Genomic DNA, 14332 nt, shown 5'->3' with positions numbered 1-14332 from the left:
GGGGGGGTGGTCAGGGGGTGGTCAGGAGGCCGGAGAGGAGGACGCCGCGGGCCAGGTTGAGCACGCCGTCGCAGCCGGGGAAGCCCGTACGGATGCAGGCGCCGGCGGGCCGGCGGCCGAACAGGTACGGGGCGATGCTGTACGGCACCTCGGCGGCGACCGTCTCGCCGGTCTCGACGTGCACGAAGTCCAGCGGCACGTCGTCGGCCCGCACGTACTCCTGGAGGATGAAGCCGCCCCGCCCGACGGCGCGGGTCAGCCCGTCGCGCCACGCGTCGGCGTCGGTCTCCCGGCCGATCAGCACGTCCGCCCCGGCGGAGCCGTCGGCCGGCTTCGCCACCAGGCCGGCCTGCTCGGCCACCGCCCGGTCGAGCAGTTGCGCCGTCAGCGACCAGGTACGCGGCACGTACCGGTGCACCAGGTCCCGATCGGCGGCCGGCAGCGTGTCGGCGTCCTCCCACAGCCAGGCGAAGGCGCGCTTGTTGGCGACCAGCCAGGCCGCCGCCGACACCCACATCGGCACCGTGCCCGCCGCCAGCGCCGCCTCCAGGGCGTCGACCCCGGCGCTCGGGGTGACCCGGTTGGGCACGAAGAGCCGGAACACCCCGTCGACCGGTGCCCCGCCGGCGACCAGCCGTTTCCGGTCGTCGAGCGTGACCTGGGAGACCGGCGCGACGACCAGGTCCATGCCGCACGCGGTGGCCCGCTCGACCACCGGCGACAGCAGCCGGATGAACCGCTGCGGGTCGTCGAGTCCGGGGTACTCGGCGTCGAAGTCGACAAGCATGGCGACGCGGGCGCCCTCGGGCAGGCCGAGGCCGGCGCGGATCGCGGCGAAGCGCCGGTCCACCGCGGAGGGCGCCGCCGCCAGCCGGACCCGCTCGGTGAGGCCGGTCCGCCGGTAGACGTCGACGAAGCGGCGCACCGTGGTGTCGGCGTCGAACGCACCGCCGAGGCTGCTGTCGATGTTGTACTCGACGAACCGGGGCACCCCGTCGCTGAGCAGCACGTCCGGGCGGAAGGCGTCCAGCAGCGCCTCGGTCAGCGGCTCGTCGTCGTCGAGCAGCCGGGTCGCGCCGTCGGGCACGTCCAGCAGCCGGCGCAGCTCCCCCGCCGTGCCGGCCCGCCGCCGGCACGCCTCGAAGACGAGCTGGGCGATCCGGTCGCAGACGGCGTTCAGCACGCCCAGCGAGGTCTCGTCCATCACCGGCGGCCGGGCCAGGCGCCACTGCTTGTTGTACGTGGCCCGGCCGTCGAAGATCTCCCGCCAGGACCGCGCCCCGGCGGCCACCATCTCGGCGCGTACCGGCGCGGGCAGGTCGAGCCACGCCCGCGCGGCGGAGGGCCAGCGGTAGTCGACGTCGTCCATTCATCCCTCCTTCATGACGTGTCCGATGGCGGCCCGCAGCTGCTCGCGGCCGGGCTGCACGGCCCGGTCCAGCGCCGGGGCGAACGGCAGCACCGCGCCGTCGGGGCGGGTGACCCGCCGTGGCGGCGCGACCAGCCGCACCCGCTCGACCACGGTCGCGATGATCTCCCCGGCGATGCCGCAGGAGCGGTTGGAGTCGTCCACGACCACCAGCCGCCCGGTGCGGCCCACCGAGGCGGCGAGGGCGTCCCAGTCGAACGGGTAGAGCGTGCGCGGGTCGAACACCTCCACCGAAACCTGGTCGGCCAGTTCCTCGGCGACGGCGAGGGCGTCGTGCACCAGGTGCCCGACCGCGACCACGGTCACGTCGTCGCCGGGCCGGTGCACCCGGGCGCGGCCCAGCGGCACCGGGGCGAGCGCGGCGAGGTCGACGTCGGCGCGGACGTCCAGCGCCCCGGCCGGGGCGAAGACCACCACCGGGTCGTCGCACCGCACCGCCGACACCAGCAGGCCGTACGCGTCGGCGGGGGTGGCCGGCACGACCGTGGTCACCCCGACGTGGGCGAAGAGGCCGTACGGGTGGTCGGAGTGCTGGCCCGCCCAGCCCGTCCGGGAGCCGGAGCCCGGCACCAGGTAGGTGACGGGCACCGCGCACTGCCCGCCGGTCATCAGCGGGAACTTGTGCGCGTGGTTGACGATCTGCTCGAAGACCAGGAACAGCAGCGACGGGATCTGGAACTCCACCACCGGCCGCATCCCGGCCAGGGCCGCCCCCGTGGCGAAGCTGGTGAACGCCTGCTCCGACAGCGGGGTGTCGCGTACCCGGTCGGGGCCGAACCGCTTGACCAGCCCGGCGGTGACGTTCGAGGCGGCCACCCGGATGTCCTCGCCGAGCAGGAACACCGACTCGTCGCGGGCCAACTCGTCGGCGAGCGCCCGGGTGAGGGCCTTGCGGTAGGACAGTCTGGGCATCTAGCCCCCTCCGGTGCGGGCGGTCAGGCCGCTGGCGTACAGGTGTGCCAGGGCGTCGACCGGATCGGGCTCCGCGCTGGCGAGCGCGAACCGCACGGCCGCCGCCAGGGTCGCCTCCACCTCGGCGTCCACGTCGGCCCGTGCGGCGGCGGGCAGCCGGGCGCCCTGGATGTCCACCGGGTCGCGGGAACGGCCCCGGGCCACCTCGTCGGGCGGGCGGTAGTCGAGGCGTACCGCGTGCTCGAAGGTGTGGTGGGCGTCGAACCGGTAGGTCAGCGCCTCGATCAGCTCGGGGCCGCCACCGGCGCGCATCCGGTCGACGGCGGCGCTCGCGGCGTCGCGTACCGCCTCGGGGTCCTGGCCGTCCACGACGGCGGCCGGGATGCCGAAGGCGGCGGCCCGGCCGGGGATGCTGCCGGCGACCGCGCCCGCGACGGGCATGGTGGTGGCGTAGCCGTTGTTCTCGCAGACGAACAGCACCGGCACCCGCCACAGCGCGGCCAGGTTGAACGCCTCCAGCAGCATCCCCTCGTTGACGGCGCCGTCGCCGAAGAAGCTCACCCCGACGATGTCGTCGCCCCGACGGCGACGCGCCCAGACCGCGCCGGTGACGATCGCCCCGGACGCGCCGACGATGGCGTTGGCGCCGAGCACGCCGACGCCGAAGTCGGCGGCGTGCATCGAGCCGCCCCGGCCGGCGTTGAGGCCGGTGACCCGGCCGCACAGCTCGGCCATCATCCGGGCCGGGTCGGCGCCCTTGGCGAGCACGTGCCCGTGCCCCCGGTGGGTGCCGGCGAGCACGTCGGCGGCGCGCAGCGCGGCGCACACCCCGGCGGCGATCCCCTCCTGCCCGAGGTACGGGTGGATGCCGCCGACGACGTGCCCGGAGCGCACCAGCTCGATGGCCCGCTCCTCGAAGCGGCGGATCAGCCGGACCGTCCGGTAGAGCCGGACCGGGTCGGTGCCCGTCACCGCTCGCGCCCCTCCTCGACGGCGGCGAGGATCTCGTCCCACAGCCGGGCGCGGGCGGCCAGCGCGGTGTTGACGGTGTCCGCGCACTCCTGCCACCTGGCGTCGTCGTCGCCGCACAGGTCGGCGAGCATCTGCATCGCCATCGGGGTGTGCTGCTCGCCGTCGACCTCGATGTGCCGTTCCAGGTAGTCGACGAACGTGTGCAGCCGCCGGCTGCGCTCGTTGACGGCCACGACCTGGGTGAACATGTCGGGGATCAGGTCCTCCCGGCCGAAGGCGAAGGCGGCGGCCTGGCAGTGCACCGGGGTGCTCTCGATGATCCGCCAGGTGGTGCCGGCGAACGCCGCCGACGGCGCGGGCACGCGGGCCTCGACCAGCGACTCGGCCACCGGCCGGCCCGACCGCAGCAGCTCGACCAGCCGGTCGACGGCGGTGGTGTCGGCGCCGGCCTCGCGCATGCCCCGCACGTACAGCTCGAAGTGGCTGACGTAGCCGTCGCCCAGCTCGTCGCTCTCCTCCACCATCACGATGTCGTTGATCAGCCGGCGGCTGCCCGTCGGGCCGGTCGGGATCCACGGCACCGTGACGCAGGTGAGCTGCCGCTGCAACGACTTCAGCAGGGACATGAAGTCCCAGACGGCGAAGACGTGGTGCTCCATGAAGGCGACCAGCGCCTCGTGGGTGTCGAGGGCGGCGTAGAGGGGGTGCCGCACGACCGCCTCGCGGCGCTCGCTCACCGCCTTCTCCAGCCGCTCGATGCCCGGGTGCGTCCTACCCCAGTCGTACCGTGACATCTCAGCCTCCCTGCGGGGCGCCGTGGCGCCAGATGACCGGGCAGTACTCGGGGTCCGCGTAGTCCGGCCGCCCGTCGTCGGTGCGGCGGACCAGCACGTCGTGGTTGTACGCGGCGAGGGTGCCGTCGGAGAGCGGATACGCCCGCCAGGCGTTGTCGCCGTCCTGGAGGTGCAGCGAGATCGCCCGGCGCGGGCGGCCGCTGACGTTGGCGCCGCTGCCGTGGTAGGTGCGGCAGTGGTGGAAGCTCATGTGTCCCTTGGGGATCACCATCGGCACCTTGCGGATCCGCGCGCCGTTGTGGGCCGCGTTCTCGGCGAGCATCTCCTCCAACTGGTCGCGGTCGCGCTCGGCGAAGTGGCGCACCACCGTGTCGTCGGTGCCGGTCTCCGCCCAGCGGTGCGAGCCGTCGACCATCGTGATGGTGCCCATCTCCTCGCCGCAGTCGTGGAACGGGATGAACGCGGTGAGCATGTTCTCCGACGACGAGGACGCCCAGTAGTGCTTGTCGAAGTGCCAGGGCACGATGTTCGACGGTTCGCCCGAGACCGGTGGCTTGTGGATCAGCGTGGACTGGAAGACGCGGATCTCGGTGGCCCCTGCGAGGCGGGCGGCGACCGCACCGATCAGCGGCTTGCGCAGGATGGCCCCGAGCACGTCGTGCTCGTGGTGGACGTAGTCGTTGTGCCGCTGCACCGGGCCCTTCGACGGCTCCCAGTAGGCGAGCCTCGGCGGGCGCACCGGCAGGCGGCGGTCCCGCTCGCCCGCGTAGTAGCGGTCGGCGGCGGCCGTGAGGGCGTCCACCTCGTCGTCGGTGAGCAGCTTCTTCGACAGGTACCAGCCGTGCGCGGCGTAGAACGCCACGTCCTCCTCGGAGGGCAGCAGCGCCTCCTCCTCGGCGGTCAGCGTCGGCTCGAACTCGGTCGCGGTCACGCCCGCACCTCCTGCGGTGTCGGGGCCGCGACGGTGGTTCCCGCCGCGGCCAGTTCCCGTTCCTTGGCCTCGTAGAGCGCCTTGATGTTGCCGCTGCCGAAGGTCCGCGCCCCCCGCCGCTCGATCAGCTCCAGGAAGAGCGTGCGGCGCACGTGCATGGACTCGGTGAAGATCTGCAGCAGCTGACCGCCGTGGTCGCGGTCGACGAGCACGCCGAGGTCGCGCAGCCGCTCCAGCGGCGCGTCCACCGGGCCGACGCGCGCCTCCAGGGCGTCGTAGTAGCTGGCCGGGGTGCCGGCGAAGCGCACGCCCCGCTCGGCGAGGGCGGCCACGGCGGTGACGATGTCGTCGGTGCGCAGCCCCAGGTGCTGCACCCCGGCGCCGACGTGCTGGTCCAGGAACGCGTCGAGCTGCCCGGGCCGGCGGGAGCGGTCCGGTTCCAGCAGCACCAGGGTCACCCGCCCCGAGCCGCTCTGCACCACCGTGGAGTTCATCGCCTGCCCGGCGACCTCCACGTGCTCGGTGAAGATCTCCGCGAACCCGAAGACGTCCCGGTAGTGCCGGACGGTCTCGTCGAGCTGCCCGGGCGGCACGCAGACCGCCAGGTGGTCGATCTCGGCGAGCAGCTTGCCGCCGCCGTCGGAGGGGACCATCTCGATCGCCCCGGGCAGGAACTCGTCCCGGTCGCCGTGGCGGGACACGAGGCGGTGCCGCACGTCGCCGAAGCCGCCCACCTCGGCGGTCACCACCTCGGCGTCCGCGCCGGTGCGGGTGGTCGGCGGCGTCACCCCCGCCGCTCCCCGGCGCACCAGTTCGGCGTACGCGCCGGCGGCGTCGTCGACCTCCAGCGCGATCACGGCCACGCCGTCGCCGTGCCGCTGCACGTACCGCGACGCCGGGTGCTCGGCGGTGAGCCCGGTGGTGAGCACCATCCGGACGTCGCCCTGGCTCAGCAGCAGCGACCGCTGGTCGGCCAGCCCGGTCTCGGGGCCGCCCTGGCCGCGCAGTTGGAAGCCGACCGCCCGGTCGAAGTAGAAGGCCGCCTGCCGGGCGTCGCCCACGAAGAGTTCGATGTGGTCTATCCCACGGATGTCCATGTCCTCAGCCCTTTCACGGTTCCCCGTGGTTGCCGTCCGGGCGCGGTCCGCCCGGGATGGTGCGTGGTCAGTCCCTCGACCGGGCGGCCCGCGCGAGCAGCAGGCTCACGTTCTGTCCGCCGAAGCCGAAGGAATTGGTCAGCGCGTATCCGGTGTCCGTCTTCCGCGGCTCGACGCGGATGTGGTCCGCGGGACAGGCCGGGTCCGGGTCGTCGAGGTTGTGCGTCGGCGGCAGCAGGCCCCGGCCGAGCGCCAGCGCGGTGGCCGCCGCCTCCAGCGCCCCGGAGGCGCCGAGGAGGTGGCCGGTGAGGGCCTTGGTGGAGCTGACCGGCACGCCGCCGGCGCCGAACACCTCGGCCAGCGCGGTCGTCTCGGCGATGTCGCCGAGCTTCGTGGCGGTGCCGTGCGCGTTGACGTAGCCGACCCGCGCGGCGGGCACACCGCCGCTGACCAGCGCGCGCCGCATGCACTCCGCCGCGCCGGCGCCGTCCGGTCGCGGGGCGGTCGGGTGGTACGCGTCGGTGTTCACCCCGTACCCGGCGACCTCGGCGTAGCCGGCGACGCCCCGGGCGGCGGCGTGCTCGGCGCGTTCCAGCACCAGCAGGGCCGCGCCCTCGGCGAGGACGAAGCCGTTGCGGCGGGCGTCGAACGGCCGGCTCGCCGCGGTCGGGTCGGCCCAGCCCCGGGCGAGCGCCCGGGCGTTGCCGAAGGTGTCGGAGAAGGTCGGGAACAGCGGCGCCTCGCTGGCCCCGCAGAGCACCACGTCGGCCTCCCCGGCGCGGATCAGCCGCACCGCGTCGGCGATCGACTGGGCGCCGGAGGCACAGGCGGTGCCGACGGACGAGGTGTAGCCGCGGATGCCGTGACGGATGGCGATGCGGGCCGACGGCATGTTCGGCAGGATGCCGGTGAGCAGGTACGGGCTGACCGCCGCCCGGCCGCGCTCGGCGCGGGCCAGCACCTGCGCCTCCAGGGTGGCCATCCCGCCGACGCCGCCGACGATCACCCCGATCCGGCCCGGATCCACGTCCCGGCCCACCTCGATGCCGGCGTCGGCGAGCGCGTCGGCGGCGGCGAGCAGGGCGAGCACCACGACCCGGTCCAGCACCCTGGTCTCCGGCCCGGTGGCGACCGTGCGGGGATCGACGTCGGGGAGCACGCCGGCCACCTCCAGCGACCCGGCCGCCGGGTGCCCGGCCGGCGGCCGGGCCAGTCCGGACCGGCCGGCGCAGAGCGCGTCGAAGGTGGCGTCGACGCCCCGCCCGACGGGGGTGAACAGCCCCATCCCGGTGATGACGGCGGTCATGACGGCGTCTCGGTGAGGTAGCGCTCCCGCAGGGCCACCTTGCGCACCTTGCCCGTGACGGTGACCGGGATGTCGGCGGAGCGGACCGGCACGACCCGGCGCAGGGTCGCGCCGACGTCCGGGCCGAGCGCGGTCCGGACCCGCCCGGTGCGGTCCTCGGCGGGGTCGGCGCCGGCGGCGAGTTCCAGCAGCACGTCGGTGACCACCTCGCCGGCCCCCGAGGTGATCACGACCGTGCAGTCGGTGACGTCCGGGCAGGCGGTGAGGACGCGCTCCTCGGACAGCGCGGTGTAGAACCACCGCCCCTCTCCCGCGTCGACCGCGTCGACGGCCCGGTCCAGGTGGTGGTAGCGGCCCTCGTCGTCGGCGTACACCAGGTCGCCGGTCAGGTACCAGCCGCGTCGCCGGGACCGGTACGTGGTGACGGAGTCGTTCCAGTAGCCGCGGAACAGCGACGGCGAGTCGACGCCGAGCCAGCCCACCTCGCCGGCCGGCACCGGGTCGCCGTCGGCGTCGAGCACGGCGACCCGGGCGAACCGGTAGGGCCGGCCGACGCAGCGGCCGTACCGGTCGGTGTCGACGCGGTGGGTGATGTGGAACATCGAGTGCCCCATCTCGCTGGAACCGAGCCCGTCGATGAAGACCGAGCCGGGCACCCGGGTGATCCCCTCGCGGGTCACCACGTCGCGGGAGCCGACCGCGACCAGCCGGCGCACGTGCGGCTCGTGCGAACAGTCGCCGGTGTTGAACCACAGCGACACCGAGTCCAGGTCGTACGCGGACAGGTCGAAGCGGGCCAGCTCCGCCCACGTCACGGAGAACCCGAAGACCCCGTCGGGACGCCAGCGCTGGATCGCCTCCAGCACCCGCCCGCCGCCCTGCTCGGAGAGCAGGAGCATCTCGGCGGAGTTGCCGAGGGCCTGGTTGACCATGAGCACGGTGGCGGTGTGCGGAGCGGGCAGGGCGTTGAGGATGCGGCGGGTGCCCTGCGCCTGCGGCATGGCGAGCAGGTGCCGGGTGGCGGCGAACAGGCTGGCGTGCGAGTGCAGCACCGCCTTGGGCACCCCCGTGGTGCCGGAGGTGTGGGTGATGACCACCGGGTCGTCGGCGTGGTGCCGGTAGTGCTCCGGCGCGGCGGCCGGGTCGCCGGTGCCGGCCTCGGCGGGCGTGCCGAGCACCGGCACGCCGAGGTCGTGGCCCGCCAGCAGGGCGCGGTGCGCGTCGTCGGCGAGCACGCCGACGCCGCGCAGCCGGCGGACGTACTCGGCGGCGATCTCGGGACGCAGCCCGCCGTTCACCAGCGCCGGGATCGCGCCGAGCCGGGTCAGCGCGAGGAAGCTGAGCACCATGTCGGCGGCGGCGGTGGCCCACACGGCGACCGGGTCGCGGGGCTTGATCCCCCGCTCGTGCAGCCAGGCCGCGCGGGCGGCGACCCGCTCGTCGAGCCGGCCCAGCGTGAGCGCCCGCCCGGCCGGGTGGCCGTCCACGGCGGTGTCGAAGGTGAGGCCCGGCCCGTCCGGGTCGGCGCCGTGCGCCAGCACCCGGGCCAGCACGTTGCCCGCGCCGATCCGCTCGTCGGCGGCAAGCACCCCACGCAGTCCCCTGTTCCTCATGGTGCGTCTCCTCCCCCCAGCAGCACCGCGACGGCCCGGGCTTCGGGCGGCCCGCCCGCGTCCCGCGCACCGCCGTCGACGGGTGCCTGTTCGATCAGGACCAGCAACGCCCGGTCGGCGTCACCGTCGTGCAGCAGCAGCTCGGCCTCGGCGGTGCCCTCGGCGCGCGGGTCGCCGGCCGGCGCGAGGCAGACCACCGGCCCGCCGAGGCCCCAGCGGGCGGCCACGTGCCCGGCCACGCTGTTGGGCACCGACTGGAAGAAGAACAGCGGCCCGGGTCGGCCGCCGCCGGCGACCGTGGCACGCACGTGCGCCGCGCTGGCCCGGTCCCCGGCCGCGCTGACCAGCACGACCGCGATCCGCTCGCCGTCGGGGACCGGCCGCCGGCCGTACGCCCGGGTCAGGCAGCGCTCGGCGACGGCCGCGACGAGGGGCGGGAAGCTGGAGTGCACGTACCCGGGCACCGGCGGCGGCGCCCCGTCGCCCGGCTCGGGCCAGGCCGCCTCGGCCAGCACGGTGAGGTTTTCTGTCGCGCTCATGCCGCACCGACCAGCAGCGCCGTGTTGGCGCCACCGAAGGCGGCGTTCAGGCTCAGCGCGTACCCGGTGGCGGCGGGCCGGGGCGCGTCGCGGACGACGTCCAGCGGGCAGGCCGGGTCGGGGCCGAGCCAGCCGGCGTTGACGGGCAGTTTCCCGTGCCGCAGGGCGAGCACGGTCACCACCAGTTCCAGCAGGCCGGAGGCCTCCAGGGCGTGCCCGTGCAGCGCCTTGGTGGAGCTGACCGGGACGCGTGCCGCCGCCGTGCCGAGCGCGGTGCGCAGCGCCGCCGCCTCGGCGGCGTCGCTGTGGCCGGTGCCGGTGGCGTTGGCGTTGACGTACCCGATCGCCTCCGCCGCGAGCCCGGCCCGGCGCAGCGCCGCGGTGACCGCCCGGGCCAGGCCCCGCCCGCCCGGCTCCGGCTGGCAGGGGTGGAAGGCGTCCCCGGTCCGGCCCCAGCCGAGCAGGTCGGCGACCGCGCCCCGGGCGACGGCCCGCGACTCCAGCACCACCGCGGCGACGCCGTCGCCGAGCAGCAGCCCGGTGCGGCCGGCGCTGAACGGGCGCACCGCGCCGTCGGTGGCGAGGGCGCGACCGGCGTCGAAGAGCGCGTACTGGTCCGGCTCGACCAGGTAGCCGGCGGCCACCACCGCCCGGGTGACGTCGCCCCGGCGGATCAGGGCGGCGGCGTCGGCGACCGCGCTGCTGGCCGAGACGCAGGCGGTGGTGTACGCCCGGGCCGGGCCGGTGAGCCCGGTCCGGGCGGCCAGCCCGGTGGTGAGCGCCGGCACGTGCGCGCCGCCGTGCACCGCCAGCAGCAGGGCCGTGCCGGCCCGGCGACCGGCGTCAAGCCCGGCGTCCCGGCAGGCCGCGTCGACCGCCTCGGCGAGCTCGTCGGTCAGGTCGTCGGCGTCGGACAGGATGGCGGCGGCGTCGACCCGGCGGGGCGTCGTGTCGAAGCGGTCCACCGGCCGGAACGCCGGGGCGCCGGCGAGCACGCCGGCGAGCAGCGCCTCGGTTCCCCTGCCGAACGCGCTGGTCGCCTGGACGCCGGTGAGCTGGACGGCCGCCCGCTCAGCCATCGGCGGCGGCGGTCAGGGTGGTCCGGAAGACCGCCAGGGCGTCGTCGACGGTCCGGATCCCGGCGAGCTGGTCGTCGGTGAGGTCGAGGCGCCGGTCGAGGCGCTGCTCGACGAGGTGCACCAGCCAGGCCAGCTCCATGGAGCCGATCCGGTCGCCGACCTCGGCGGCCGGTTTCCCGGCCAGCTCGGCGAGCATGGCCACCAGGTCGGCCCGTTCCAGCTCGGGCTGACCGGCCATCAGGCGTTGTCGCTCGTGGCCCCGGCGACCCGGTCGGCGACCATCGTGGTGAACTCGCCGACCGTCATCAGGGCCAGCTTCTCGGACTCGTCGTCGGCGAACTTCAGGCCGTAGCGGTCCTCCACGCGTACGGCGAGGTCGGCGAGGGCCAGGGACTCCAGGTCCACCCCGGACGGGCCGAGGGTCGTGTCGTCGTCGAGGCCCTCGACGTCGTAGTTCATGTCCTCGAGCTGCTCGACGACGAAGGCGCGGATCTCGGGTCGCATGGTTAACCTCTTTCCGTGAGCCAGTCACCGGTGCCCGGTCGGGACACCGTGTACGTGTGGATCGGTCGGGGCGTCGGCGGTCGGCCGCTCCCGGCCGGGCGGCTGTTGCGGCGGGCGGGTGCCACGCTGCTCGGCCGCGCGGAGGCGGAGATCGTGGTGGAGCACGGCCGCGACGGGCGTCCGCTGGTCGCGGCGTCCGGCGCGGGGGCCCGGGTGGAGCTGCCGGTCAGCGTCAGCCGGGCCGACGGAGTGGTCGCGGTCGCCGCCCGGGCAGCCGGCCCCGTGGGAGTCGACGTGGAGTGGTGCCGCCCGCTGCCCGCGCTGGCGCTGGCCGGGCGTTGGTTCGCGCCGGCCGAGGCGGCATGGCTGGCCGGGCGTGGCGCCGACGGGCGGGCGAGGGACTTCCTGCGGCTGTGGACGGCGAAGGAGGCCGTGGGCAAGGCGCTCGGCACGGGGCTGCGCGACGGCGGTCTGCGGCGGCTCATGCCGGTGCCCGACGCCCCCGACGGGGCGCTGCGCCCGGTGCCCGACGCCCCCGGCGGCACGCTGTGGCCGGTGCCCGACGCCCTCGGCGGCACGCTGCGCCCGGTGTCCGAGGCCCTCGACGGCGGGCTGCGGCAACCGCCCGGGGCCGGGCGGCTGCGCGTCGGGCATCCCCGGGTGGGCGGGGGCCTGGTCCTGGCGGTCGCGGTGACCGCCGGCGAGGCGCTGCCGGTCCACGTCGTGCCGGTCGGGGCGGTGCCGGTCGGCGCGGACGGATCGGATGGGGCGGTCGGGACAGGCGGATCGGTCGGGGCGGCGCGGGGCGCTCACGTGGCGGCCACCCGCAGCGCGTCGGCCGAGCGGACCAGCTTGCCGGTGGTCGTACGGGGCAGCTGATCCACCAGGCGCAGGGTGCGGGGGCGCTTGTAGCCGGCCAGCCGCTCGGCGATCAGCTTGTCGAGCACCTCCTCCGACAGCGGCCCGTCCGGCTGCACGTAGGCGGTGATCCCGCCGTCGAAGACGACCACGGCGGCGCCGACGCCGGGCAGCTCGGCGACGGTCGCCTCCACCTCGGTCAGGTCGACCTTCAGGCCGCCGACGGAGACCTGCGAGTCGAGCCGCCCGCGGACGGTGACCAGGCCGGTGTCCGGGTCCACGGCGCCGGCGTCACGGGTGCGCAGCCAGCCGTCGGCCCAGCGGGTGGGGTCGCTCAGCCCGACGTACGGTGACGCGGGGCAGCTCACCCACAGCTCGCCGGCGACCTCGCGGACCTCGATGCCGGGCGCCGGGGCGATCGACGGGCGGTGCCGCCCGTACAGGTCGGTGCCGATGACGCCGACCTCGGTCATCCCGTACATGTTGCCCAGCGGTACGCCGTACCGGTCGGTGAAGGCGCGGGCCACGGCGGACGGCACCAGCTCGCCGCCGGTGGTCATCCGCCTGAACTGCGGCAGGGGCCCGGCGGGACGGGTGGAGGCGAGCAGTCCGATGTGGAACGGAACGCCGAGCACGGTGGCCGGCGAGTCGTCGGCGGCGATCGCGGCCAGCACCACGTCGCCGGCGAGGCGCTCCGGCGGCACCAGCTCGACGCCGGCGTGCAGGCCGTAGAGCAGGCCACCGACGAGGCCGAGCACGTGCACCATCGAGGGCAGCAGGATGATCCGCTCGCCGGGCAGCGCCACGCCGTCGACGCGGGTGTAGCGGCGCACCTCGGCGATCAGGTCTTCGGCGGTACGACCGATCACCTTGGACGGTCCGGTGGAGCCGGAGCTGAGCTGGATCACCGCGTGCCCGCTGACCGCCGGGCGGTCGGCGTACGCGGTGACGCCCTCGGTGACGTCGACGAAGACCCGCAGCCCGCCGCCGCCGGTGCGGACCGGGGCCACGACCACCTGCGGGGTGAGCCGCGCGAGCGCCCGGTCGACCTCGTGGTCGGTGAGCCGGTGGTCGAGCAGGATCGCCTGGGCCCCGCTGCGCCAGGTGGCCAGCAGGTTCACCACGTACGCCAGCGAGGGCGGCATCCGCAGCGCGGCGGCGCCCCCGGGGCGCAGTCCCGCGGCGCCGAGGCGGGCCTGCGCCTCGGTAACCAGCCGCCGCAGGGTGCCCCGGTCGACCGGTTCGGGCAGTCGGAGACAAATGTCGGTCGAACGGCCTTGGAGCAGAATTTCGTCAACCCAGATCGGGTCTGTCGCCGCAGGATTTCCCCTGGTCACTACCGTTCACCGCCCAGCCTCAATAAGGGCGGAACCGCCCATAAGGTGTGCCTGTCGGGGTGCTGCGGGGAACCTTACGACGCCGTCCGGACCCATAGCTAGATGCAAATGGCTAGATCAGAAAGGGCGGCCGGCCGGATTGCCCACGACCGGTTCGGCGGGCAGGATCGGGCGTGTACGTCGACTGAGGGTATCCGCCGGATGACCCGTCGTGCGTACGGCGCGACACGCCCACCGGACGGCCGATGGCGGTCTTCAGGCGGGCCGGTACGGCCACGCGGGCCGGGACGGGGCGGGGTGGTACAGCCGGGCGGACGCTACGCGAGCGGGACGGTACGGCCGCGCGGGGGTGGCCGGGCGGCCCGGAGCGCGGCGGCCGGGCGGGGGTGGTACGGCCGGGGTGGGCGGCCGGGACGGACCGAGCCAGGAACGACGTGTGCCGGGCGGCGCACGCACCTGCCACCGCACGAGTGGAACACCAGGGGTGTCACCCCCGCCGTTGACAGCCCTGGTGTTCCACTCGTGCCCTGCGGCGCCGGTGGGCGAGCGGCCCACGGCGTCGCTGCCGCCTCCCCGGCGACCGGGGTAGCCGGGTCGGCAGGGCAGGTCGGGCGGGGCTCAGGCCGGGGACGTGGCGGGGGTCTGGGCGTGGATGTGGAAGCGCAGCGACCGGGCGTCGGTGAAGCACTCCCGCATCGGTCGCACCAGGTCCCGGTGCTCCGGGCTGCGTTCCCACGCCTCGAAGTCGGCCAGGCTCGCCCACTCGCTGGTGATCAGCCACTGCTCCGGGTCGGTCGACGAGCGGCAGACCTGGTCGACGAGGTGCCCGGCGACGCCCCCGGCCACCAGGTGCCGGACCGCCTCGTACGCGGCCAGGAAAGCCTCCGTACGCTCGCGCGGCACCCGCACCAGGAACACCACCCGCGCCCGCTGCCCGCCCGCGTCGGCTCCCCGCTGCGCC

At 75.4% G+C, this 14332-nt stretch carries 14 protein-coding genes and 1 pseudogene; 1 reads left to right on the top strand and 14 read right to left on the bottom strand.

Going from position 1 to position 14332, the window contains the following annotated elements:
* Positions 1–10: 10 nt before the first annotated feature.
* The 12 genes from AB0883_RS22780 to AB0883_RS22725 all read right to left on the bottom strand — a co-directional run bounded on the left by AB0883_RS22780 (position 11) and on the right by AB0883_RS22725 (position 11176).
* The gene (locus AB0883_RS22780; RefSeq protein ID WP_366643202.1) at positions 11–1369 is read right to left on the bottom strand and encodes a hypothetical protein; all 1359 of its coding nucleotides are present in this window, start codon (positions 1367–1369) and stop codon (positions 11–13) included.
* Positions 1370–2341: a transketolase C-terminal domain-containing protein gene (locus AB0883_RS22775; RefSeq protein WP_366643201.1), complete on the bottom strand. Its 972-nt coding sequence runs from the start codon at positions 2339–2341 to the stop codon at positions 1370–1372.
* The gene (locus AB0883_RS22770; protein WP_366643199.1) at positions 2342–3313 is read right to left on the bottom strand and encodes a thiamine pyrophosphate-dependent dehydrogenase E1 component subunit alpha; all 972 of its coding nucleotides are present in this window, start codon (positions 3311–3313) and stop codon (positions 2342–2344) included.
* Positions 3310–4107, bottom strand: a complete 798-nt coding sequence (locus tag AB0883_RS22765) for a DUF3050 domain-containing protein (protein WP_366643198.1) — start codon at positions 4105–4107, stop codon at positions 3310–3312. The genes AB0883_RS22770 and AB0883_RS22765 overlap by 4 nt, the downstream gene beginning before the upstream one ends.
* A 1-nt stretch (position 4108) precedes the next feature.
* The gene (locus AB0883_RS22760; RefSeq protein WP_366643197.1) at positions 4109–5038 is read right to left on the bottom strand and encodes a phytanoyl-CoA dioxygenase family protein; all 930 of its coding nucleotides are present in this window, start codon (positions 5036–5038) and stop codon (positions 4109–4111) included.
* Positions 5035–6135, bottom strand: a complete 1101-nt coding sequence (gene hppD, locus AB0883_RS22755) for a 4-hydroxyphenylpyruvate dioxygenase (RefSeq protein WP_366643196.1) — start codon at positions 6133–6135, stop codon at positions 5035–5037. Before hppD ends, AB0883_RS22760 begins: the two co-directional genes overlap by 4 nt.
* A 67-nt stretch (positions 6136–6202) precedes the next feature.
* Positions 6203–7441: a beta-ketoacyl-[acyl-carrier-protein] synthase family protein gene (locus tag AB0883_RS22750; RefSeq protein ID WP_366643195.1), complete on the bottom strand. Its 1239-nt coding sequence runs from the start codon at positions 7439–7441 to the stop codon at positions 6203–6205.
* On the bottom strand, positions 7438–9054 hold the full coding sequence (locus AB0883_RS22745; RefSeq protein ID WP_366643194.1) for a class I adenylate-forming enzyme family protein: 1617 nt from the start codon (positions 9052–9054) through the stop codon (positions 7438–7440). Before AB0883_RS22745 ends, AB0883_RS22750 begins: the two co-directional genes overlap by 4 nt.
* A complete protein-coding gene (locus tag AB0883_RS22740; RefSeq protein ID WP_366643192.1) occupies positions 9051–9593 on the bottom strand; it encodes a beta-ketoacyl synthase chain length factor in 543 nt (180 codons plus the stop codon). Before AB0883_RS22740 ends, AB0883_RS22745 begins: the two co-directional genes overlap by 4 nt.
* A complete protein-coding gene (locus AB0883_RS22735; protein WP_366643191.1) occupies positions 9590–10672 on the bottom strand; it encodes a beta-ketoacyl synthase N-terminal-like domain-containing protein in 1083 nt (360 codons plus the stop codon). Before AB0883_RS22735 ends, AB0883_RS22740 begins: the two co-directional genes overlap by 4 nt.
* On the bottom strand, positions 10665–10910 hold the full coding sequence (locus tag AB0883_RS22730) for an acyl carrier protein (protein WP_366643190.1): 246 nt from the start codon (positions 10908–10910) through the stop codon (positions 10665–10667). Before AB0883_RS22730 ends, AB0883_RS22735 begins: the two co-directional genes overlap by 8 nt.
* Positions 10910–11176 (bottom strand): acyl carrier protein, encoded by a 267-nt coding sequence (locus tag AB0883_RS22725; protein ID WP_121398730.1) that lies wholly within the window; start codon positions 11174–11176, stop codon positions 10910–10912. The genes AB0883_RS22730 and AB0883_RS22725 overlap by 1 nt, the downstream gene beginning before the upstream one ends.
* Before the next feature lie 15 nt (positions 11177–11191).
* Between AB0883_RS22725 and AB0883_RS22720 the strand changes: the two are divergent.
* A pseudogene (locus AB0883_RS22720) lies at positions 11192–11707 on the top strand (4'-phosphopantetheinyl transferase superfamily protein); the annotation flags it as partial.
* A 278-nt stretch (positions 11708–11985) separates the two neighbouring features.
* Here AB0883_RS22720 and AB0883_RS22715 read toward each other — a convergent pair.
* Together AB0883_RS22715 and AB0883_RS22710 are read right to left on the bottom strand one after the other, a co-directional pair.
* The gene (locus tag AB0883_RS22715; RefSeq protein ID WP_366643189.1) at positions 11986–13371 is read right to left on the bottom strand and encodes a class I adenylate-forming enzyme family protein; all 1386 of its coding nucleotides are present in this window, start codon (positions 13369–13371) and stop codon (positions 11986–11988) included.
* 618 nt (positions 13372–13989) lie between these two features.
* Positions 13990–14292 carry an antibiotic biosynthesis monooxygenase family protein gene (locus tag AB0883_RS22710; RefSeq protein WP_121399356.1) on the bottom strand — a complete coding sequence of 101 codons (303 nt, stop codon included), beginning with the start codon at positions 14290–14292 and terminating at the stop codon, positions 13990–13992.
* Positions 14293–14332: the final 40 nt, after the last annotated feature.

Origin of the sequence: Micromonospora sp. NPDC047812 (genome assembly GCF_040704175.1) — a bacterium.
Classification (GTDB): domain Bacteria; phylum Actinomycetota; class Actinomycetes; order Mycobacteriales; family Micromonosporaceae; genus Micromonospora.
The sequence above is the reverse complement of the archived record's forward strand: the minus strand, read 5'-3'. Positions and strand labels throughout refer to the sequence as shown.